Here is a 17,889-nt window from a genome sequence, read left to right as displayed (position 1 = left end):
AGCGGCGCTTCAAACCGCCCTACAGAGACGTACTGGTAGACCGGGAAACTCACTTACCATACCTTATCTAGAGCAACCGGATCTTCGCGGACTCCCCTTTTCTAGTAAGGATTAGTCTCGAGTAGTCGACGAACACGCCTTGGAGCATAAGTCCGAAGGTAATGGCTGCGAAGCCTAAGACCCGTGGCCTTTGCCTCGAGAAACCCAGAGTGCTCGTTTGTTGTTATACTTAGAGCCCGCTGGGTGCGCTCAAGATCGATCAATACCTGGCCGAGCTCGCGAAGCACGCGCCATTCTTCTGGCTTCAGACTTCTGTCAGCGACAGGTGACTCCCGCGTTTCGGCGATCGCGCGATCGAGCGTTGCTCGGGACCTCAATTCTACGTCGCTTTTCATTGCGTCCAGGCTACGAGCAGCGTAGTGCGGCAGTAGTTCGCCTGCCTCGTAACGGCGGAAATCACGCATTCCATGATGATTCGGGCTCGGCTTTAGTTCCGGATTGGCGCGATAGGCGCGGCCTGCGTTTGCGACTTTTCTCGCGAACTGATGCCAAGAGCGCCATGGGAAATGCAGCACTTCGAGAGAGAGCTCAACGGGTGGATTGCCGCGGCTCTCCAGGCTAACGAAGTGATTGCCCTGTGCCACGACAATGTCTGGCGAACCTATGTGGGCTGCGTTGGGAGTGGACGGCGCTAATAAGCCGGCTGCTTCTAACTCATCACTCGTTCGAGGGTCCCGGAGTATTAATCGTTGCAGTCCAGTCCCGCGAAGTGCAGGGGGTCCTGTCATGTCATGCACTGGGACGGCGAATGACTGCAGAGCCTTGTCGATATCAGAAAAGACATCAACTAGCGTTCGATTCCGGTCTAGACACAACCAAAATTCATCGGCGTCAGCGTTAATGACCCAGTCGGCACCATATCTGGTGTGAGCTTCGCGCGCCATCTGAGTGACGACATCACTTTGCTGTTTTCGGTGTACGGGATCCTGCCTGAGGTCCAGAGGGTAACGATGCGAGAGTTTTTCGAGAATCTTCCAGGTGCCGTCTATGGAGCCGTTGTCCGTAACGATTGCCTGAGAAACACCCTGCGCAAAGTGGTGCTCGAGCATCGCGCCGACGATGTCGGCTTCATCGCGCACCATCATGGTCAAAGCTAGCTTCATCAGTACCCAAAATCCTAAGTGAATCGTGTCAGCAAGGCACTGTGGTTATCGCCATCGCCGGCCGCTCAAAATGGCTTCCCTAATGTTCGTCAACTATATCTTTGTCCGCTCGTATACTTGTCAACTATGAGGGCAACTTCGGGTCCTGTCGGATTGAGATAATCTCGTCTCGTGTGACCCAGGCTTCGCCCGCAATTCGAGCACAGAGCCGACCTAGGGAGCTTGATCCGTGACTTCGGTCCGAAACATGATTTTGACAGGGCTTCGCGATTCCTTGCCGGAGGGATCATTCGTCCGCAAGACAGGCTCAAGGACATTGCATCTGACGATGCAAGCTCGGCGACGGGCCCGAGCGGCCTTTTCGCAGGTTGTCACGCGTGTGATGGAAACAGGGACGACCCCGTATTCGAGATGGCTTCGTGATTTTGAGCAGGGTTGCCCACGTTACAGCGGTGCCCGTCCACTCACTCGCTTATTACTTGTGGTTGAAGAGCAGACCGGCGCAGGAGTGGCCTACCCAGAAGTGTTGCCGGAGGAGAGGCTTAATGTCGAGGTGCTGCACCTGATAGCGGGGGCTCGATTGTCTGGCCCGCAGCTGGCTGAATACGATCTGGTCCTCGTACTTCGAGAAGCCACAGTCTTTGCCGATGGCGGGCTTTCCTCAATTGCCCTGAAGCACTTCCAGAACCCCGCAGCTAAGGTCATCAGTTTTGACTCTGATCTGATCGGGACCTCTGGTGAAAGAGAGTCGCCCCTCTTTCGCCCTGAATGGTCGCCAGAGGTGTTGCTCGGAAATAACTACGTCGGGCGCGCCGCAGCATTCTCCGGTGAATGGCTTGCTGGCATAGGAGGGATCACCGTCTCAGAACGTGGATTATGGGAAGCGCTTCTGGAAGCCTCGCTCCGCAACTGCACTGTGGATCATGTCTCCCGTGTGCTCATGAGTGAAACGAGATCGGATCGCTATCGCTCGCCCGACCTCGCTGACGCTGAGATGGTTCGGTCTCGCTTAGCCGCTCACGGGGTCGAGGCAGATGTCACTCCAGAGCGGAAGTCGTTGAGAGTTGTCTTTGGGACTAGTCGGCCGAGGGTGTCGATTGTTATACCGACGAGGCACTCGCGCGGCAATATGAAGCGGTTGGTCGAGAGTTTAAAGAGAACCGCGTATCCTGACTTCGAACTTGTAGTTGTTGATAACGGAGGGTATTCCGAAGATAACGAGAATTGGTATGAAGAGTTATTCGATGGAGCCGACTACCGGGTCGAATGGTGGACAGAGGCCCCGTTTAATTACAACCGTGTTAACAACCATGGTGCAAGCGTTGCAACTGGAGAAGTTCTTGTTTTCCTGAACGATGACACCCAGGTCATGCGCTCCGACTGGCTCGAACTGATGGTGTCTCACGTCCTTCGGCCTGGTATCGGACTCGTGGGTTATCAGCTTCTCGAGGGAAACGGTCGAATTCAGCATGCCGGAGTCGTCATTGGCCCAGGCGGGTTCGCTGACAATCTATTCTCGGGACTCAAACCGGACTCCGAAACCCTGATCGGTCCCACCGCCTGGTATCGAAATTCGCTCGCTGTCACCGGAGCCTGTGCAGCAATCACGCGCGGGAATTTCGACGAGGTCGGCGGTTTTGATGAGCGATTCGAGCTCATGGGCAGTGACGTCGTCCTTGGTCTCGACCAAGTTCTCCGGGGTCGGCGAAATCTGGTTCTTCCATTCGATCGGGTCAGGCACTATGAGTCCTTGACCCGTGGTGGCAGCGTTCCAGAGGCTGATCTTTACGCAAGCTACTGGCGATACAGTCCATGGCTCCGCAACGGGGATCCCTACGTGTCTCCCAACGTGTCGCGTGCTAGCGCCATCCCGAAGCTCGCAATGAGAGGCGAGCCAAACCCCGCGGATGTCGCTCTTGAGGGGCTAGGACGCCCGGTACTTAGACACGTGCAGCGTGCAAACATATCCGAGGAGGCGGTCGGACTTCTTGAGACAGGTTCCGCGAGTCGAAGCCAGGTGAATGCGCTCAGGGCTTCTCATGCAGAACACCAGGGTCCGCGGCAGGTGGAGACGGTAAACTGGTTTATTCCAGAAATCGATATGCCATTTTTCGGAGGTTTGAACACGGCTTTCCGAATCGCGGACAAGCTTCGACGCGAAAAAGGTGTGCGTAATCGGTTCGTGATCCTCGGAAACCCTCATGAGGTCTTCTATCGAAGTGCGCTCGATGCCGCATTCGCCGGGCTCGGAGCAGATTCCGAGTTCGTGTTCTATAACGGGAGTGATGAGAGTATCGCCGCGATTCCCGGCGCTGATGCGGCTGTTTCGACACTCTGGCTCACAGCGACGCACGTGGTCAAAGCGATGTGTGCTCCCCGGAACTTCTATCTCGTGCAAGACTTCGAGCCTGAGTTCTATCCAGCTAGTACCATGTTCGCGCTTGCGGAAGAGTCATACCGCTATGGCCTCTACGGAATATGCAACACCAAGAGCATGTACGAGACTTACGTAAATGCTTACAAGGGGCAGGGGATGTATTTCACCCCATCGGTGGACAGGGACATATATTTCCCCATCGATGGTGCAGAGCACCCAGATAGAGACTTCGTTACAATCTTCGCCTACGCGCGAGATCATTTCCGAAACTGCTGGGAACTTGTTTGCGAGGCTCTCACGCGAGTCAAGTCTCAGCATGGTCGTAAGGTCAGAATTATCACTGCCGGAGCGCGGTATCTCCCGGAGACCGCTGATTTTGTCGATTTGGGACTCATGGACTACAGGGCTACAGGAGCCATATATCGTGAGACTGATATCGGTGTCACCATGCAAATCTCGCGTCACCCGTCTTACCTTCCACTTGAGCTCATGGCGAGTGGGGTGACCATGGTCTCGCCTGACAGCGAGTGGTTCAAATGGTTGTTCCGCGACGATCGCAACAGCGCGACAGTAATGAGATCGATCGATGACCTCACCGAGCAGATTTCTGCTCTGGTAGAAGACGCAGAGAGACGTAACCGCCTCGGGTCTGGTGGATTGCAAACTATTGATGAAGCTCACTCCGATTGGGACGCCGCGCTCAATGAGGTCTACTCGTATCTTTGCGACCCTTCCTGAAACAATCGGTGGACACGCAGCATTTCAATTCTCTGAGCCTGCCTCAAGTGGCCTAGAATCGTCACACGGTCGATCAACATGAGGTCGCCAAGGGCAGGAAACTTTAGCAGTGATTAGTGTGTTTAGCGCAAGGGCGAAGATCGCGGTCCTCCTTGTATTCGCACTCGTTGCAGGAGTAGGCCTCTTTTCAATTGCTCCAGAAGGAGCTGATGCCTCTACCCCGGGTTTCAATCCAGGAAACATTATCAGCGATGGCCTCTTCTATCAGGGCGATGCGATGAACGCCACGGAAGTTCAGAATTTCTTGAATCTCCGGGTACCCCGCTGTACGATCGGCGACCCTGGCCGCACCGCGGGGATGGCTTGGGGAAGCACGAGTATCGCCGACAAGTGCCTGCGGGATTACTCGGTGTCAAACACGCCGTCTAGGCCAGCGAACAGTTTCTGTGGTGCCTACCCCGGCGCTGCGAACGAGACTGCCGCGCAGATTATCGCAAAGGTGGGAGCAGCATGCGGAATAAGCCAGCGAGTGCTCCTCATCACTCTCGAAAAAGAACAAAGCTTGGTCACTGACTCATGGCCCACGGTTCGTCAATTCGACGTGGCAACCGGTTACTACTGCCCAGACAGTGGTCCCGGGGGAAGCGCGAACTGTAATCCCGAGTATTTTGGTTTCCTTGCGCAAGTGTACTTCGCGGCGTGGCAGCTGAAGGTCTATCGGGTACATGGTGATCGATACAATTACAAGCCCTTTGCGACTAACACGATTCAGTGGCATCCGAATACATCATGTGGCACCTCGCAGGTTTACATCGAGAACTGGGCCACGGCAGCACTCTACATTTACACGCCCTATCGTCCCAATCAGGCGGCTCTAGATGCCGGTTGGGGTACCGGCGATGCCTGTTCTTCGTACGGTAATCGAAATTTCTATCGCTTCTATACGAATTGGTTCGGTCCCACCACCGGGCCGGATCTCAGCCCCGTTGGAAGTATCGAGTCTGTATTGCCGGGGCTTAGGCAATCAACAATTTCTGGGTATGCGTTTGATCCTGAGACAACAGCTCCGATTCAGATCCACTATTACATTGGCGGTCAATACGGTAGCGGTGGCGCCTGGGGTGGATCGCAGCTCGCGAATCTAGATAATTCCACTGTCGCGAATAAGTATCCTTCGTACGGGGCCGCTCACGGGTTCAGTATCCGGCTAACTGGGCTCTCCGCTCCAACAGCCGTGTGTATATACGCAATCAACGTGGGTCGTGGCTCAACGCGTTTGCTCGGGTGCCCGCAGGCAGCACCGATAACAGGCAGCCCCACCGGCAACTTTGAAGCGTTCACAGTGGTCGAAGGCAAGCCAAAGGCACGGGGCTGGGTGATTGATCCCGACTACGTGGGTACGGTTGACGTTCATGCTTACTCAGGGGCTCCATACCCTCAAGGTAGGTGGGCCGGCAGCACCACAACAGGTGTTGCTCGGGTTGATGTTCAGCGGGTCTACCCAGAATTCGGATCGCAGAACGGCTTCAATTTTGAGATTCCTGCGGGTCGCGCAGGGGAGCAACTCTGCCTATATGCGATTGATAAGCAAGGCGCGGGGAACACTTTCCTCGGTTGCCGAGTTCTAGCTACTGAGGGCCCACCGTTTGGGAACTTTGAGACAGCGAGGCCGGTTTTCGGTGGCGTTGACATTGCTGGGTGGGCTGTGGATCCGGACACAAAAGACCCGATATCGATTCACGTATACGCAAACGGTCGTTGGGCGGGTGCCTACCTGGCTGATCAGCATCGGCCAGATGTGGGTCGTGTTCATCCCGCTTTTGGGCCGTTGCACGGCTTTAGCCTGCAACTGCGTGGACTACAACCGGGCCAAAACAATATCTGTGTATATGGCATCGATGTATTTGGCAGCTCGAACACGCAGCTCGGTTGTCATCGAGTAGTCACCACATCCGCGAACCCGATCGGAACGTTCGATTCGATTTCCGAGGGACCAGACCAAACTATCGTCGCAAATGGGTGGACCATTGACCCTGACACTACAGGTCCAGTTCAGGTTCACGTGTATCTGAACGACCGTTGGTATGGCTCTTACACTGCTGACCAGGCTCGGCCTGATGTTGGGGCTGCGTATCCGAGTGCCGGACCCAATCATGGCTTCTCCTTCCCGATAGGCGGCCGGGGGAGCTACTGCGCGTACGCTATCAATATCGGTCCGGGAGACACCAACCCACTATTAGGCTGCCGCACCTGGTAGATGGATCGACGCTCGTGAAGTCAGCTCTTGGAGACTGGCGATAATACTCATCGGATGAAGCGAGTAGCCGAAAACCTACAGTTGGTTCAAGTCACTGAGCGTATCGGAGTTGTTGGCGCGGTCTATGAACTCGCCCTCCTCGTAGACTCGCTCGGGCCACCAGTCCACAACACTGGAGACCGATTCAGAGAATTTTTGTGCGAGTGTGCGGGTGAAAGTTCCTGTGAGGTGGCCTTCGTCGAAGTAGGTGACAACACCGCCCAGTGAGGGCCTGCATTCACGGTTGGGACAGATGTGACCGTTCAGATCTACCCAGGTTGCTCCGGTCTGCTCGATTGCTGCGATGTACTCAGGATCCGTGGAAGTCTCATAGCGGAACACACACTTGTCACTATCGTAGCCATGCCGCGTGGCACACTCAAAAAGCGAAAAGGGGATGCGTGGATTGTCTCGCAGCACGACGAAATGCGTCTGCGGTGAGGTAGCCATGACTTCTTGCAACCAGCCAAGTAGCTCAGGTTGAATGAGTTCGTAGTCAAGGTGTGATTGCGTGCCGAACATCACCACTAGGTCAGGTTTTTCTGCCGCAATGTACGCCGTAGCCTGAAGCCATAGTTCAATGCAGTGTTCTCCGGTCTCTATCTGAGTGGAGTAATAGCAGGCGGGTGCGACTTGAGTTCGGAAAAGCCATTCTGGATGTCGATTCACGGCTTCAAGAAGCGCACCGTTGAACTGTGTTGAGTGTGAGCTGCCAATTGCGTAGAGCGAGTGCACCGCTTCGCCCTCGGTAGGAGGAATTTCATAGCATAGTGCCGAACGATATGGGTCATCTTCGTAGCAGTCTTCACCCATTTCCACCCAGTCGCCTTCGACAAGCGGTTCTGCCGGCACCGGATCTACAGTGAGACCGGGTGATGAACCGGCGTTGGCTCCAAGCTGCGAGATGTTGATTTCCTGGAGCGCAACGATTGCTTTCTGAGTTCTTTGATCAAGCATTGTCGTACCTACACTTGTAGCGCTCAGAATAAGGCTGATACTTGCGAGTAAGACCAAAGGGCTCCGCCAACCCACCTGTGGAAGCCACCGCAAGCGAGGTGCCTGATCGCGTTTGAGCCATGTGGCTACGGGCTGTTCGATGCAGCGACTGATCAGGAAGCTCAGCACTCCAGAAACAAGGAGGATAACGAACCCTTGTTGCCAATTCGCTTGCTCGGTTCCGGTTGTCCAGAGAAAAAATACGAGCACGGGCCAATGTGTGAGATAGAGCGCATAGGTGTAGCCGCCCAGTTTGTTGAGGATGCCATGGGCGAGCAGTCGATCGGCGCCGAATCTAGTGGGTGGCCCAGCGGAAATGATTACGAGCGCTGCCGCTGTGATGGGCCACAGCGCAGCCCAGCCCGGGAAGCTTGAATCGACAGGAAGTACAAAACCGCAGGCAAGTATTGCGATGACGCCAAGCCAGGAGGCGACTGTGCGGAAGCCTTGGGAGATGCGCAACCAAGGGTGAATGAGTGCCAAGACCGACCCGACAGCAAGCTCCCAGATCCTTGCACCGGTGTCGAAGTAAGCGAATGCCTGATTCTGGTCTGTAAGCCACACTGAATAGGCGAAAGAGCCAAGCGCGAGTGTCGCGAATAGCCCGAGCAACGTTTTTCGCACTGAGAACCCAAGATACCTGGCCAACACATCACCGATGAAGTGAAGAGCGGCGAACAGTATGAACACCTGTCCTTGCACTGAAAGCGACCAGAAATGTTGAAATGGACTGGCTGAGGAGTGTTCAGCGTTGAAGTAATCGACGGTGGCATCCTGCAGCCTCAGGTTCTCAACATAAAAAAGTGAGCTGAGCGCTGCGTCGAGTGAGAGCCGCCACTCGCTCACAGGCAAGAAAACGAATGCGCCGATCAGTATGAGAGTGATTGCAGCAACTGCAGCAGGGAGGAGTCGTGAAAACTTGCGGATGAGGTATGAGAGGGGGCGAGTGAGTGTTCCTTTCTCACTTCGAGCGACAAGGGAACGGGTCATTAAGTATGCGGAGACAAGAAGGAATACATCTACACCGCCTGAGACCTTGCCGAACCACACATGGAACGTAGCCACCATGAGTAGGGCGATGGTCCGGAGTCCCTGGATCTCAGGGATGTATCCCGGCCGTGGAGTATTCAACAGACTTGCCTCAATTGTTCCCTGAAAAAGACGTAACCACGATTCTAAACGGAGCGAACCTGTAAGAACTCATCGTGGATGGCGTCCACCGGGGGGGTCCACCGGCTTAGGTCGTGGAGCAGCTACGATGGCATGAGCGGCAGCCCCGACCGCAATCGAAGATCTTGCGTGAGGAACTTGGAAAGAATGGAACCGAAGAAACCGCTAGTATCCGTGGTTCTGGTGAATTTTCGCGGGGCCGAGGACACAATCGAAGCGATTCGGTATCTTAACCAGCTCAACTGGCCGACCGAAGAGCTCGAGATCTTGGTTGTCGAAAACGCGTCCGGTGACGAGAGCGCCGCTAAGATCCGGGCTGTAGCCCCGCACGTCGTCCTCGTGGAATCGAAGAAGAACCTCGGCTTCGCCGGGGGCTGCAATCTTGGTGCCAATAAAAGCCAAGGACAGATTATTGCATTCCTCAACAACGACGCGCGGCCAGATCCAGATTGGGTGAGCAACGCTGTCGCTCGTTTCACTGAGTCTCCCCGTATAGGCGCCGTGGCCAGCCGAGTTCTCGATTGGGATGGCAAGAACGTCGATTTCATTGGCGCGGGACTCACTTGGTTCGGCATGGGGTACAAGCCACACACCGGCCTCGAGGTTCCCGACAAGCCCGACGTTCCGCACGACGTGCTATTTGGTACCGGTTCCGCGATGTTCGTGCGCAGAGACGTGTATGAGGAGCTCGGCGGCTTCGATGAACGTTACTTCATGTTCTTCGAGGATGTGGACCTCGGTTGGCGCCTTAATCTCAAGGGCTACCGTTACGCATACGAACCTGCATCCCTGGCATTTCACAAGCACCACGCCAGTATGGGTAAGCTCGGTGCACACAAGGAGACTTACCTCCTCGAACGAAACGCCCTTTACACGCTCTACAAGAACATGGGCAGCGAGACGGTCGATGCGGCACTCGCGGCGACGTTATTGCTCGCCGTTAGACGCGGAGTCGCGCGCGCGGAACTTGACTCGACCGCCTATGACATCCGTAAGACTTCAGATGACGACAATAGAGCAGAGTCGATCTCGAAAGACACCATCGCGACGCTGTTCGCTATCGACCAGTTCGTGCAGAATCTCCCATCGCTCTCGGAGTCTCGCCGAGAGATTCAGACGACTCGCGTTACGGGCGAGCACGTGGTGCGCCGTCTTTTCGCCGAGACCAATGCGCCGTCGTTCACAGGGGCACATTTTCTCCACGGTTACCAAAACATCATTGACAACTTTGATGTTCTTGACGGACCAGAGCGCACCAATGTCCTCATCATCACTGGTGATCCTATTGGCGTGAAAATGGCGGGTCCCGCGATCCGTGCCTGGCACATGGCTGAGGCGCTTTCGGTCGGCAATGACGTCCGTCTCGTCACCCTTGAAGGGCATGAGCCGATTGCAGCAGATTTTGTCCTCGACACCGTGAAGCCGGGCGACAATCGCGCCATGAGCGCCCATGAGCAATGGGCAGACGTGATTATCTTTCAGGGCCTCGCGATGGCGCTGTTCCCGGCGATCCGCAAGACACAGAAAATTCTTGTGGTCGACATTTACGACCCCATGCATCTGGAGCAGCTCGAGCAGGGCCGCCCTCAGGGCGAGGAAGCGTGGACTCGCGCCACAGCTGACGCAACGACGGTTCTCAACGAGCAACTGGCCCGCGGTGATTTCTTTCTCTGCGCTTCGGAACGACAGAGGCATTTCTATCTAGGACAGTTAGCGGCGCTCGGCCGGGTGAATCCTGCAAATTACGCGGACGATCCCGACCTCACAGGCCTCATTAGCGTGGTTCCGTTCGGGCTTGAACGCGAGGCTCCTGTGCATGAGAAAAGAGTACTGAAAGGCGTGCACCCGGGTATCGGAACCGACGACAAGCTACTGCTGTGGAGCGGCGGTCTCTACAACTGGTTTGATCCGCTCACTCTCATTCGTGCGGTCGCGAAGGTCGCGCAGAGCCACCCTGAGGTTAAGCTCTACTTTCTGGGAACCAAGCACCCGCACCCCGGTGTGCCGGAGATGAAGATCGTCGCTGATTCTCGTGCGCTTGCCGTCGAGTTGGGTGTCGCTGACACTAACGTCTTTTTTAACAGTTCCTGGGTTGATTATGCGGATCGCGAAAACTACCTAGTCGAAGCCGACCTCGGCGTGAGCACGCATCATTCGCACATTGAGACTACATTCAGCTTCCGCACTCGAATCCTCGACTATCTCTGGGCGAGCCTGCCAATGGTGGTCACGGAGGGCGATCACTTCGCCGAGCTCGTTGAGGATCATGGCCTCGGAAGAGTGGTGCCCGCGGAGGACACGGACGCTCTTGCTGCGGCCATTGAGGAGATGCTGTTCGTCGAGGGTGAGATCGAGCGCGCTGAACGCGCCATTGCTCAGGTTCGCACCGGATATGAGTGGGGATCGGTCTTCGCTCCGCTGGTTAGCTTCGTCAACGACGCGCACTTTGCGGCCGACCGGATTCAACGGGGCGAGGTGCGGCTCGACGCCCGCGCGACAGCGAAGGGCGCGAAGCGTCGGCGTCCCGCTGGGCAGAACGGAATCATTGAAGATGTCCGTCGCGCCTCACTTCTGCTGGTTCGTCAGGGGCCAGGCGCCGTGATGGGCAAGGTCAAACAACGGCTCGGGAAGTAGACAGGCACCTATTTTTCTCTCCGGCTCGGGCGGACACAGGCATCGATTGCCAAGTCCCTACGGCAAATATCGCCATCAGGACCACAAAGGCCAGGGACCCGATTGCAAGTACCGTGAACGGGGACGGCCCAGCGAGCCACCACCATTCGGCAGCTGCATCCAAATTGTAAGATCCTGAGGTCACGTATCGATGCAGATTCGAAAACAGCGAGATGGACTGTGCGCACGCCAATCCGAATGCAATGAGGGCCAGTTGCACTCGACTCACCACAAGACCGGAATGCGCCTCCGCATGTGTGTCACTGCTCGGAGCAATAGCCGCTGCGATAAACATGGTGATCAGCGGAAGAACGTAGCGGGGTTGGACCTCTGATCCAACAAGCGATCCAGCCTGCACGAGTACATAAACCGGCACAACTACCAGGGCGGTACCGATTCCGAGTAACGCGAGCACTCGGCGCCAAGAAATCCACTTAAGGCTTGCGAACATGATGCCAGCGAAGAGAAAGATACCCGTAGCCGGGACAATCGCATAAATCGGCGTATCGAGCCAACCCAACCCCCAGCTCTGTCCAAAGATGCCGGCCCACAGATTAGGCAAGAGCAGGATATTGAGAACGGTGAGTACGGACTTTGGGGGGAGTGCCGAGTTCTCCGGCACGTCATAAGTCGTCATATCGCCATTGATAGCGAGGCCGGTTTGGCCTGCGCTCAGGAAGGCAATGACGGCGGCGAGCAGTAGCGCAGCAGGTAGAACTGCACGAAGCCAGAATCCCTTGACCGGGCGGAAGGCAAGCACACTGGCAGCGAGAACAGCAATCACAACATAGGCAGAGCTATCACCGCGAGAGTTGAAAGCAAGCAGAGCAGAAACTGCCGCGAGCCCCCCGAGCGCTGCCCGTCTCCAACCGGTGGCGTGATAATAGCCAAGGAGTGAAGGAAGTATGAGGGCCCCAGACATCAGAGCCCAGCTGCTCGGGTTGATGGAACCGATCAGAAAGAGACCAAGCGGCACAAACGTGAGCGCAACGCTTCCCGCAAGAGTAAATCGAAACCGTGCTGGCAATAGGCACCAGGCTGCGACCAGAAGCGCGGAGAAGAGCGCTGAATTAACTAGACGGATAGTAACGGTGGAAACGGCAATGTTGTCTCCAGAAAAAAAGGATGTGACGAAGTAGTATCCTGGCGGGTACTGATCACCGGCATTGAGTCGCGCTGTCTCAGTTAGGGCGAACCCACTTTCCAGGTATTCAGGTCCTTGGCAGCTCGCATTGACTTCAGGATTATGTGCGTAGCAGGCGGAGGTGACAGCCTTAATCGGCACCATTCGCTTAGTGTCGGTCGATCCCGCCTCGCAAAGCCCCGCTCGTTCTCCTTGGCCACACCAGATACTTGCCAAATGGAAGTCATCATCAGGTGATGCGCCAACGGGGGAAGCCAGAGACCATGCCCCGAGCGATAGGAAAAGTGCAAGTCCAGCAATGATCGGACCGAGCGCACGTCGGAATCGGGGCTTCATAGGAGTCCTTTCATGGAAGCCAACTCGGATGCTGGACCCGACTCGCTTAGTTCTGGCGTGGGTCTTGCCAAAGTCTAATGTTGGCATGACAATGTTGGCCATGTCCTGACAGCCACGCCACGTGGGAGCTGAGTCTGTAAGTAGGTGCGGGCTTTTCTACGGCAGGACAGTTGTTTTCCATCTGTCTTGCCATGCCTCGAAACTGTAATGTTCAGCTACCCCCAGTCGAGCTGCCCTCCCTCGATCCGCCTGATCTACACTGCTGCTTCGTGCAAGGTCGATCAAAACATCTCGCCACTCGTGGTCATTGGTAGCGGAGAAGCCACCGAGCCGCTGGAGCGCAGTCTTATTAGCTCCGACCGGGCTCCCCACGACTGGAATTCCCGCCGCGCCGTATTGCAGCAATTTGTATGCGCACTTCCCCTGCGACCATTCATCATTCGGCAGCGGCATGATTCCGAAGTCTGCATCCGCAAGACTGCTTGAATAAGTTGAAGGGTGCCAAGGAACGCGCTCGACGATTTTGTCGAGGGGGCCAAGAGAAGCTGACCCAGCACTAATCACCTTGAGCCGCAGTCCCGTAGCTGCGTGTGCGAGCATGAGGCCTTCTTGGGCAATACGTAGGTAAGGCTCGGTAGCCGGTGAACCAATCCAAACCGCAAGTGGCTGCGTTCTTTGCTCAAAATCTGACTTGACCTGGTATTGCGTGTGATCAACACAACTTGGAATCATAATCACATTTGGATTGTGCAACTGGGCCCGCTCTGCGAGTATTTCGCTGCCCGCAATAACAACATCTGCCGCAGATACAGATCGTTTCCAGACTCTGCTTCGCGAGTAGAAGCGACCGATAGTTCCAGGGAACCTCGCATACAGTGCATCATCGAAATCGTAAACACCGCGCTGCGCACTCCTCAACAGCTTTTCTTCATTTCGACCCTGGCTTAGGGGCGAAAGCTCACGAGACAGAATCGTGGTTGAGTTCTTTGCCCGTTGCACGAGACGCCAGCGTTCGCGTTCTGCGCGAATGCTGCCCGGCAGATCTTTCAAGAGACTCTGGGGTGAATTCGAGGAGACACCGCGATACTCGAAGCGTTCAACGTGGCTGATTCCCAAGTATTCGAGCCAATCGTAGACCCTTACCCGGGTACTGCTCCCACCTCTTCCATACTGAGACGCCACGAGCAGGGGGTGTTCGGCAACCCCGTCGGCAACTTTTTTCACAAGGCTCACCTTTTGTTCACAGATTCAGTACGCCTCAAATGCAATCGAGGTATCACCAGCCCGGCGACAATGACGGCAAGCGATCCACCGATAGTCCCAACTAGGAAGCCAGCGAGCACTCCCCATTGACCAAATGCTGGCCCCAGGAACACCATGATGGCGACCGACACGATGAGCGTAATCGCCCAGATCGCAGCATTGAGACGTTGCCGACCCGACGCCATGAGGAATGCTAATGGGCTGGCGATAATTGACATGAAAAAGATGCCCACCATAATGACTTGCATCGCTGCTGTGCCATCCTCGTATCCCACTCCATAGAACACGGTGAGGATCCACCTTGCGAAGATTATCAGGACTCCAAACACGGCTCCAAAGCCAAGAACTGAGAGCAGAAAAATGCGCATTTGGAACGCTTGAACTTGCGAAGAGTTTTGGCCGTTGAGGCTCGCGAACTTGGGCACGAGTACTTGACTTAGCGCTTGTGAAAGTTGGTTAGCTGGGGTAGCAAGAGTGAGCCCAGCAGCCACAAAGCCTGCAACCAGTGGTGTTTCAAAGACCAGAATTAGCATCGAGACGGCGGGGAGGAGGCCGCCAGTGGCCACCATTGCGATTGTCGAATCTCTGGTGAAGCCGAGCACCACATGCTTTGTTTCCCTCGAAACTGGCACAGAGCCTCTCGGCCAGCTCAGTGCGGCGAACAGCGTATATGCGACTGCAAGCGGCAACAGCAGAGCCCAATGCAGATCCCCCAGAAGCACAAGAATCAACACTGTGAGAGCAACAAGAGACGTAACCGTGTCAATTATTGTTGCTCGGAGAATGCGGTCTTCGCCTATCAGCACTCCTCGTACGAAGACGTAACCAGAGTAGCCAACTGCAAGCGCTGCGCACCCGAGAATCTGGGCTATCGATGATCCGAGAAGCCAAGCTGCTACCGATGCGGCGCCACTTAAGATGACTACAGATATAAGAAAACTGCGTTTGAGCACAGTGAGCGAAGACCTGGCAATTGCACGGACTGGAATGAAGCGAGATGCTGCGGTACCCGCGGGAGCGGGCCAAAACAATGATGCGAAAACAGCCACGGAGAGCAACGCGTTTACTTCCGCGAGCGTTTCTGGGCCTGCCAACCTGCCAACCGCCAACGTGTAGATAAACCGAGCGCCACCCTGTACAGCCATTCCGGCGGTGGAAATGGCGGCCCTTGATAGAACTCCGCTTACGCCTATTGAATCACTCAAAGGTTCCAGGACCTCCGGACCTTGAGTGGTTCATTCGGAGCTCCCAAGACATTTAGTTTCAATGGGTTCCGTTCACATGTAGGTTGATCCATTCCCCAGCGGCTCTACTGTAGTTCAAGGACGCTGGATGGTGAGTCAACTTATGCCCATTCGCTCAGCCTTGCGGCTGCCGCAAGGCTGGCTCGGGGCTCAGTGCTCCCTAGAATCAAGGGGCAAGTTCACCCCCCCCCAGGAAGGGACGCCATGCGAATTGCATTTGTCGTGAATAACTACGCACCCCGTGTTGGTGGGCTTGAGGCCCATGTGGAAGCTCTAGCTAGTGAACTCGCGTCGCGAGGACACTACGTCCTGGTGGTGAACCTGGGAGAAAAGGTCGGCTGGAGACGCGATGGTGCAGTAGAGGTACTCACGCTCGGCGAACGATTCAAGATCGGCGGGCTCTTAGGCTTTCCTCTCCTCGGGACGCGGACACGGATAACGAAGGTGCTGCGCGAGCGGAACATCGATCTGGTCTCAACACACACGCGGTTCTTCCCGATGAGCTTCGTTGGGTGGAGAGCTGCTAAAGCGGTTCAGCTTCCGTTGATTCACACAGAGCATGGAAGCAACTACGTCGCCAGCAGCTCACTCGCTATACGACTCGGCAGCAGACTTGTCGATCACACCTTTGGGCGCTGGACCCTTCGAGGCGCGACACGGGTACTTGCGGTGTCAGAAGAAGCCGTCAACTTTGTGCGACGGTTAACGCAGGTAGAAGCTCAAGTGTTCTACAACGCGATCACGCCTCCTGCAGTCTTGGTCGAAGCCATCCAAGACCGTCCTGCCGAGTTTGTCTTCGTTGGACGCGTTGTGGAGGGGAAAGGCTGGAATGAATTTGTGTGCCTTATTAACCAACTTCGAGCTGCAGGTTACCCAGTGAGTGGAAAGATTCTGGGCGACGGTCCGAGAATGGATGAACTCAAGGAGCTAGTGAGCAGGCTGGAACTGAACGATGCCGTCTTGGTATGCGGTCGAGTCTCACCAGGAGAGGTTCGGTCCGCCCTCCGTGGAGCGACACTGATCAACCCAACAGTGCTTTCAGAAGGATTCCAGACCACCCTGCTGGAAGCAATTGCAGAGCAGGGTCGGGTGCTGACCTACCCCGTTCCCGGAGCAAGGAATCTTCTAGAAGTTGGTGCACCTATCTGGATTACACAACGTCGTGACCTGGAGTCACTCGTATCCTCGGCAAAGCAGTTTCTTGCGAGCCCTCCGCCACTTGCGACTCCTGAGTCCATAGGAGATTGGACCTGGCCGAAGCGCTCAGAGCAGTACATAGAGATTTGTGAGGAACTGCTCGCTGAATGACGCTCAAGATTGTCGCGATCAGTTCTCGTGCGTCACGACGGACACTCATAGAGAGTCAGAGTCACGACCTTCGAGGTTCCTGACTCGAATCTCGAGGAGCGCGTGTGACTCGGCGACTGAGCGATTGCGCTCTTCAAGCAAGGTGAGTTCTGCACTCTGCTGAATATGTACCAAGAATAGGAGCCCAATACTGACAAAGAACACGAGATTGGTCGGTACCTCAATGCCAAGGAGGTTCGCTGCCCACTCAAGTACGACCGGAAAGACACCGATGATCAGGCCCAAAACGCCGCCGAACAACCACCAGATTGCGTGTCGCTCCCGCAACTTGCCCCTTCGAAGCATGTCACCGACAACGAGCAGCACGACGAGTGCAGAAATAATTCCGAAGATATAGGTAATGGCGCTCATGCTGTGCCTCTTGAAATACTGGGCCTCAGATAGGCGATCAGGAGTGCCATAAAGGCTCGGGCCAGGTAGACCGCTGCTTTGAGAGGATTGTGCGAGGGGGTACCGCCAGCTCGTTCTCGCATTTCGACCGGCACCTGCCTCACCACAAGTCCGGCTCGACTGCCAATCACCAGAGCCTCGATAGTATCCCCCAAGTACTCCGCCGGATAATCGTTCGCGAAGACCTCGAGCGCAAAGGGGCCATGGGCCTTGAACCCGGAGGTCGTGTCGCTCAATCTTGTTCCCACAGTGCGGCTCAGGATCGACGAGAGCAAACGCATGGCCCACTTGCGCGGTCCGCGAACCTCATAGGTACCAACACCCGCGAATCGTGCCCCAATAACAATGTCGGCTTCACCAGTCGAAGGGTTAGTGGTTGCGCCATCACCGCGCAAAAGAGCTACTAACTCTGGCACGCTGCGAGGGTCGTGCTGGCCATCAGAATCCAGCTGAACAGCGACAGGGAAACCGTTCCTGACTGCATACTGAAAACCACAGCGCACCGCTCCGCCCACCCCAAGATTGTGAGGAAGATCCGCAACAATTGCGCCAGCGCGGCGCGCTACTGTAGCGGTGTCATCAGAGGAGCCATCGTTAACAACCAAAATCGTGACATCAGGCAGGCAACTCCTCACCTCGGCAATCACTTCCGCGATCACTTCAGACTCATTGAAAGCAGGCATAACAATGAGGACTTGATCGAGGGGATAGACCATGGCGTCCATCCTAGT

General features: G+C 55.7%; 11 protein-coding genes. 4 read left to right on the top strand and 7 right to left on the bottom strand.

From position 1 onward, the window contains the following. Positions 1 to 101: 101 nt before the first annotated feature. The gene (locus tag ACTNFJ_RS09760; RefSeq protein WP_435906116.1) at positions 102 to 1,163 is read right to left on the bottom strand and encodes a glycosyltransferase family 2 protein; all 1,062 of its coding nucleotides are present in this window, start codon (positions 1,161 to 1,163) and stop codon (positions 102 to 104) included. A 481-nt stretch (positions 1,164 to 1,644) separates the two neighbouring features. Between ACTNFJ_RS09760 and ACTNFJ_RS09755 the strand changes: the two genes are divergently transcribed. Together ACTNFJ_RS09755 and ACTNFJ_RS09750 are read left to right on the top strand one after the other, a co-directional pair. Next, positions 1,645 to 4,278 carry a rhamnosyltransferase WsaF family glycosyltransferase gene (locus ACTNFJ_RS09755; RefSeq protein WP_435906115.1) on the top strand — a complete coding sequence of 878 codons (2,634 nt, stop codon included), beginning with the start codon at positions 1,645 to 1,647 and terminating at the stop codon, positions 4,276 to 4,278. A 109-nt stretch (positions 4,279 to 4,387) separates the two neighbouring features. Beyond that, positions 4,388 to 6,535, top strand: coding sequence for a hypothetical protein (locus tag ACTNFJ_RS09750; RefSeq protein ID WP_435906114.1), 2,148 nt, complete (start codon positions 4,388 to 4,390; stop codon positions 6,533 to 6,535). 75 nt (positions 6,536 to 6,610) lie between these two features. On the opposite strand, the gene ACTNFJ_RS09745 is transcribed toward ACTNFJ_RS09750, so the two are convergent. Next, complete coding sequence (locus ACTNFJ_RS09745) at positions 6,611 to 8,638, bottom strand: acyltransferase family protein (protein WP_444711815.1); 2,028 nt, start codon at positions 8,636 to 8,638, stop codon at positions 6,611 to 6,613. Positions 8,639 to 8,887: 249 nt separating this feature from the next. On the opposite strand from ACTNFJ_RS09745, the gene ACTNFJ_RS09740 reads away from it, so the two are divergent. Then, positions 8,888 to 11,374, top strand: a complete 2,487-nt coding sequence (locus ACTNFJ_RS09740; RefSeq protein WP_435906112.1) for a glycosyltransferase — start codon at positions 8,888 to 8,890, stop codon at positions 11,372 to 11,374. Here the strand turns inward: ACTNFJ_RS09740 and ACTNFJ_RS09735 are convergent. The 3 genes from ACTNFJ_RS09735 to ACTNFJ_RS09725 form a co-directional block, all read right to left on the bottom strand. Further along, entirely contained in the window at positions 11,352 to 12,893 is a 1,542-nt protein-coding gene (locus ACTNFJ_RS09735; RefSeq protein WP_435906111.1) for a DUF2142 domain-containing protein, read from the bottom strand. The genes ACTNFJ_RS09740 and ACTNFJ_RS09735 overlap by 23 nt on opposite strands. Positions 12,894 to 13,049: 156 nt before the next feature. After that, complete coding sequence (locus tag ACTNFJ_RS09730; RefSeq protein WP_435906110.1) at positions 13,050 to 14,009, bottom strand: glycosyltransferase family protein; 960 nt, start codon at positions 14,007 to 14,009, stop codon at positions 13,050 to 13,052. Positions 14,010 to 14,122: 113 nt separating this feature from the next. Beyond that, positions 14,123 to 15,361 carry a lipopolysaccharide biosynthesis protein gene (locus ACTNFJ_RS09725; RefSeq protein WP_435906109.1) on the bottom strand — a complete coding sequence of 413 codons (1,239 nt, stop codon included), beginning with the start codon at positions 15,359 to 15,361 and terminating at the stop codon, positions 14,123 to 14,125. 243 nt (positions 15,362 to 15,604) lie between these two features. Between ACTNFJ_RS09725 and ACTNFJ_RS09720 the strand changes: the two genes are divergently transcribed. Further along, positions 15,605 to 16,708 (top strand): glycosyltransferase family 4 protein, encoded by a 1,104-nt coding sequence (locus ACTNFJ_RS09720; RefSeq protein ID WP_435906108.1) that lies wholly within the window; start codon positions 15,605 to 15,607, stop codon positions 16,706 to 16,708. A 45-nt stretch (positions 16,709 to 16,753) separates the two neighbouring features. Here the strand turns inward: ACTNFJ_RS09720 and ACTNFJ_RS09715 are convergent, their stop codons facing one another. Continuing rightward, the gene (locus ACTNFJ_RS09715; RefSeq protein WP_435906107.1) at positions 16,754 to 17,119 is read right to left on the bottom strand and encodes a DUF2304 domain-containing protein; all 366 of its coding nucleotides are present in this window, start codon (positions 17,117 to 17,119) and stop codon (positions 16,754 to 16,756) included. Further along, on the bottom strand, positions 17,116 to 17,874 hold the full coding sequence (locus tag ACTNFJ_RS09710; protein ID WP_435906106.1) for a glycosyltransferase family 2 protein: 759 nt from the start codon (positions 17,872 to 17,874) through the stop codon (positions 17,116 to 17,118). Before ACTNFJ_RS09710 ends, ACTNFJ_RS09715 begins: the two co-directional genes overlap by 4 nt. Between the last annotated feature and the right edge of the window lie 15 nt (positions 17,875 to 17,889).

Origin of the sequence: Leucobacter shiyiweii, from assembly GCF_052446065.1 — a bacterium.
GTDB lineage: Bacteria > Actinomycetota > Actinomycetes > Actinomycetales > Microbacteriaceae > Leucobacter.
This window is presented reverse-complemented; position numbering and strand designations above follow the sequence as displayed.

Excerpts from the sequence above, each read along its gene's own strand:
- ACTNFJ_RS09760 (WP_435906116.1), bottom strand. The coding sequence starts at position 1,163 with ATGAAGCTAGCTTTGACCATGATGGTGCGCGATGAAGCCGACATCGTC.
- ACTNFJ_RS09745 (WP_444711815.1), bottom strand. The coding sequence starts at position 8,638 with ATGGTGGCTACGTTCCATGTGTGGTTCGGCAAGGTCTCAGGCGGTGTA.
- ACTNFJ_RS09740 (WP_435906112.1), top strand. The coding sequence starts at position 8,888 with ATGGAACCGAAGAAACCGCTAGTATCCGTGGTTCTGGTGAATTTTCGC.
- ACTNFJ_RS09735 (WP_435906111.1), bottom strand. The coding sequence starts at position 12,893 with ATGAAGCCCCGATTCCGACGTGCGCTCGGTCCGATCATTGCTGGACTT.
- ACTNFJ_RS09720 (WP_435906108.1), top strand. The coding sequence starts at position 15,605 with ATGCGAATTGCATTTGTCGTGAATAACTACGCACCCCGTGTTGGTGGG.
- ACTNFJ_RS09715 (WP_435906107.1), bottom strand. The coding sequence starts at position 17,119 with ATGAGCGCCATTACCTATATCTTCGGAATTATTTCTGCACTCGTCGTG.
- ACTNFJ_RS09710 (WP_435906106.1), bottom strand. The coding sequence starts at position 17,874 with ATGGTCTATCCCCTCGATCAAGTCCTCATTGTTATGCCTGCTTTCAAT.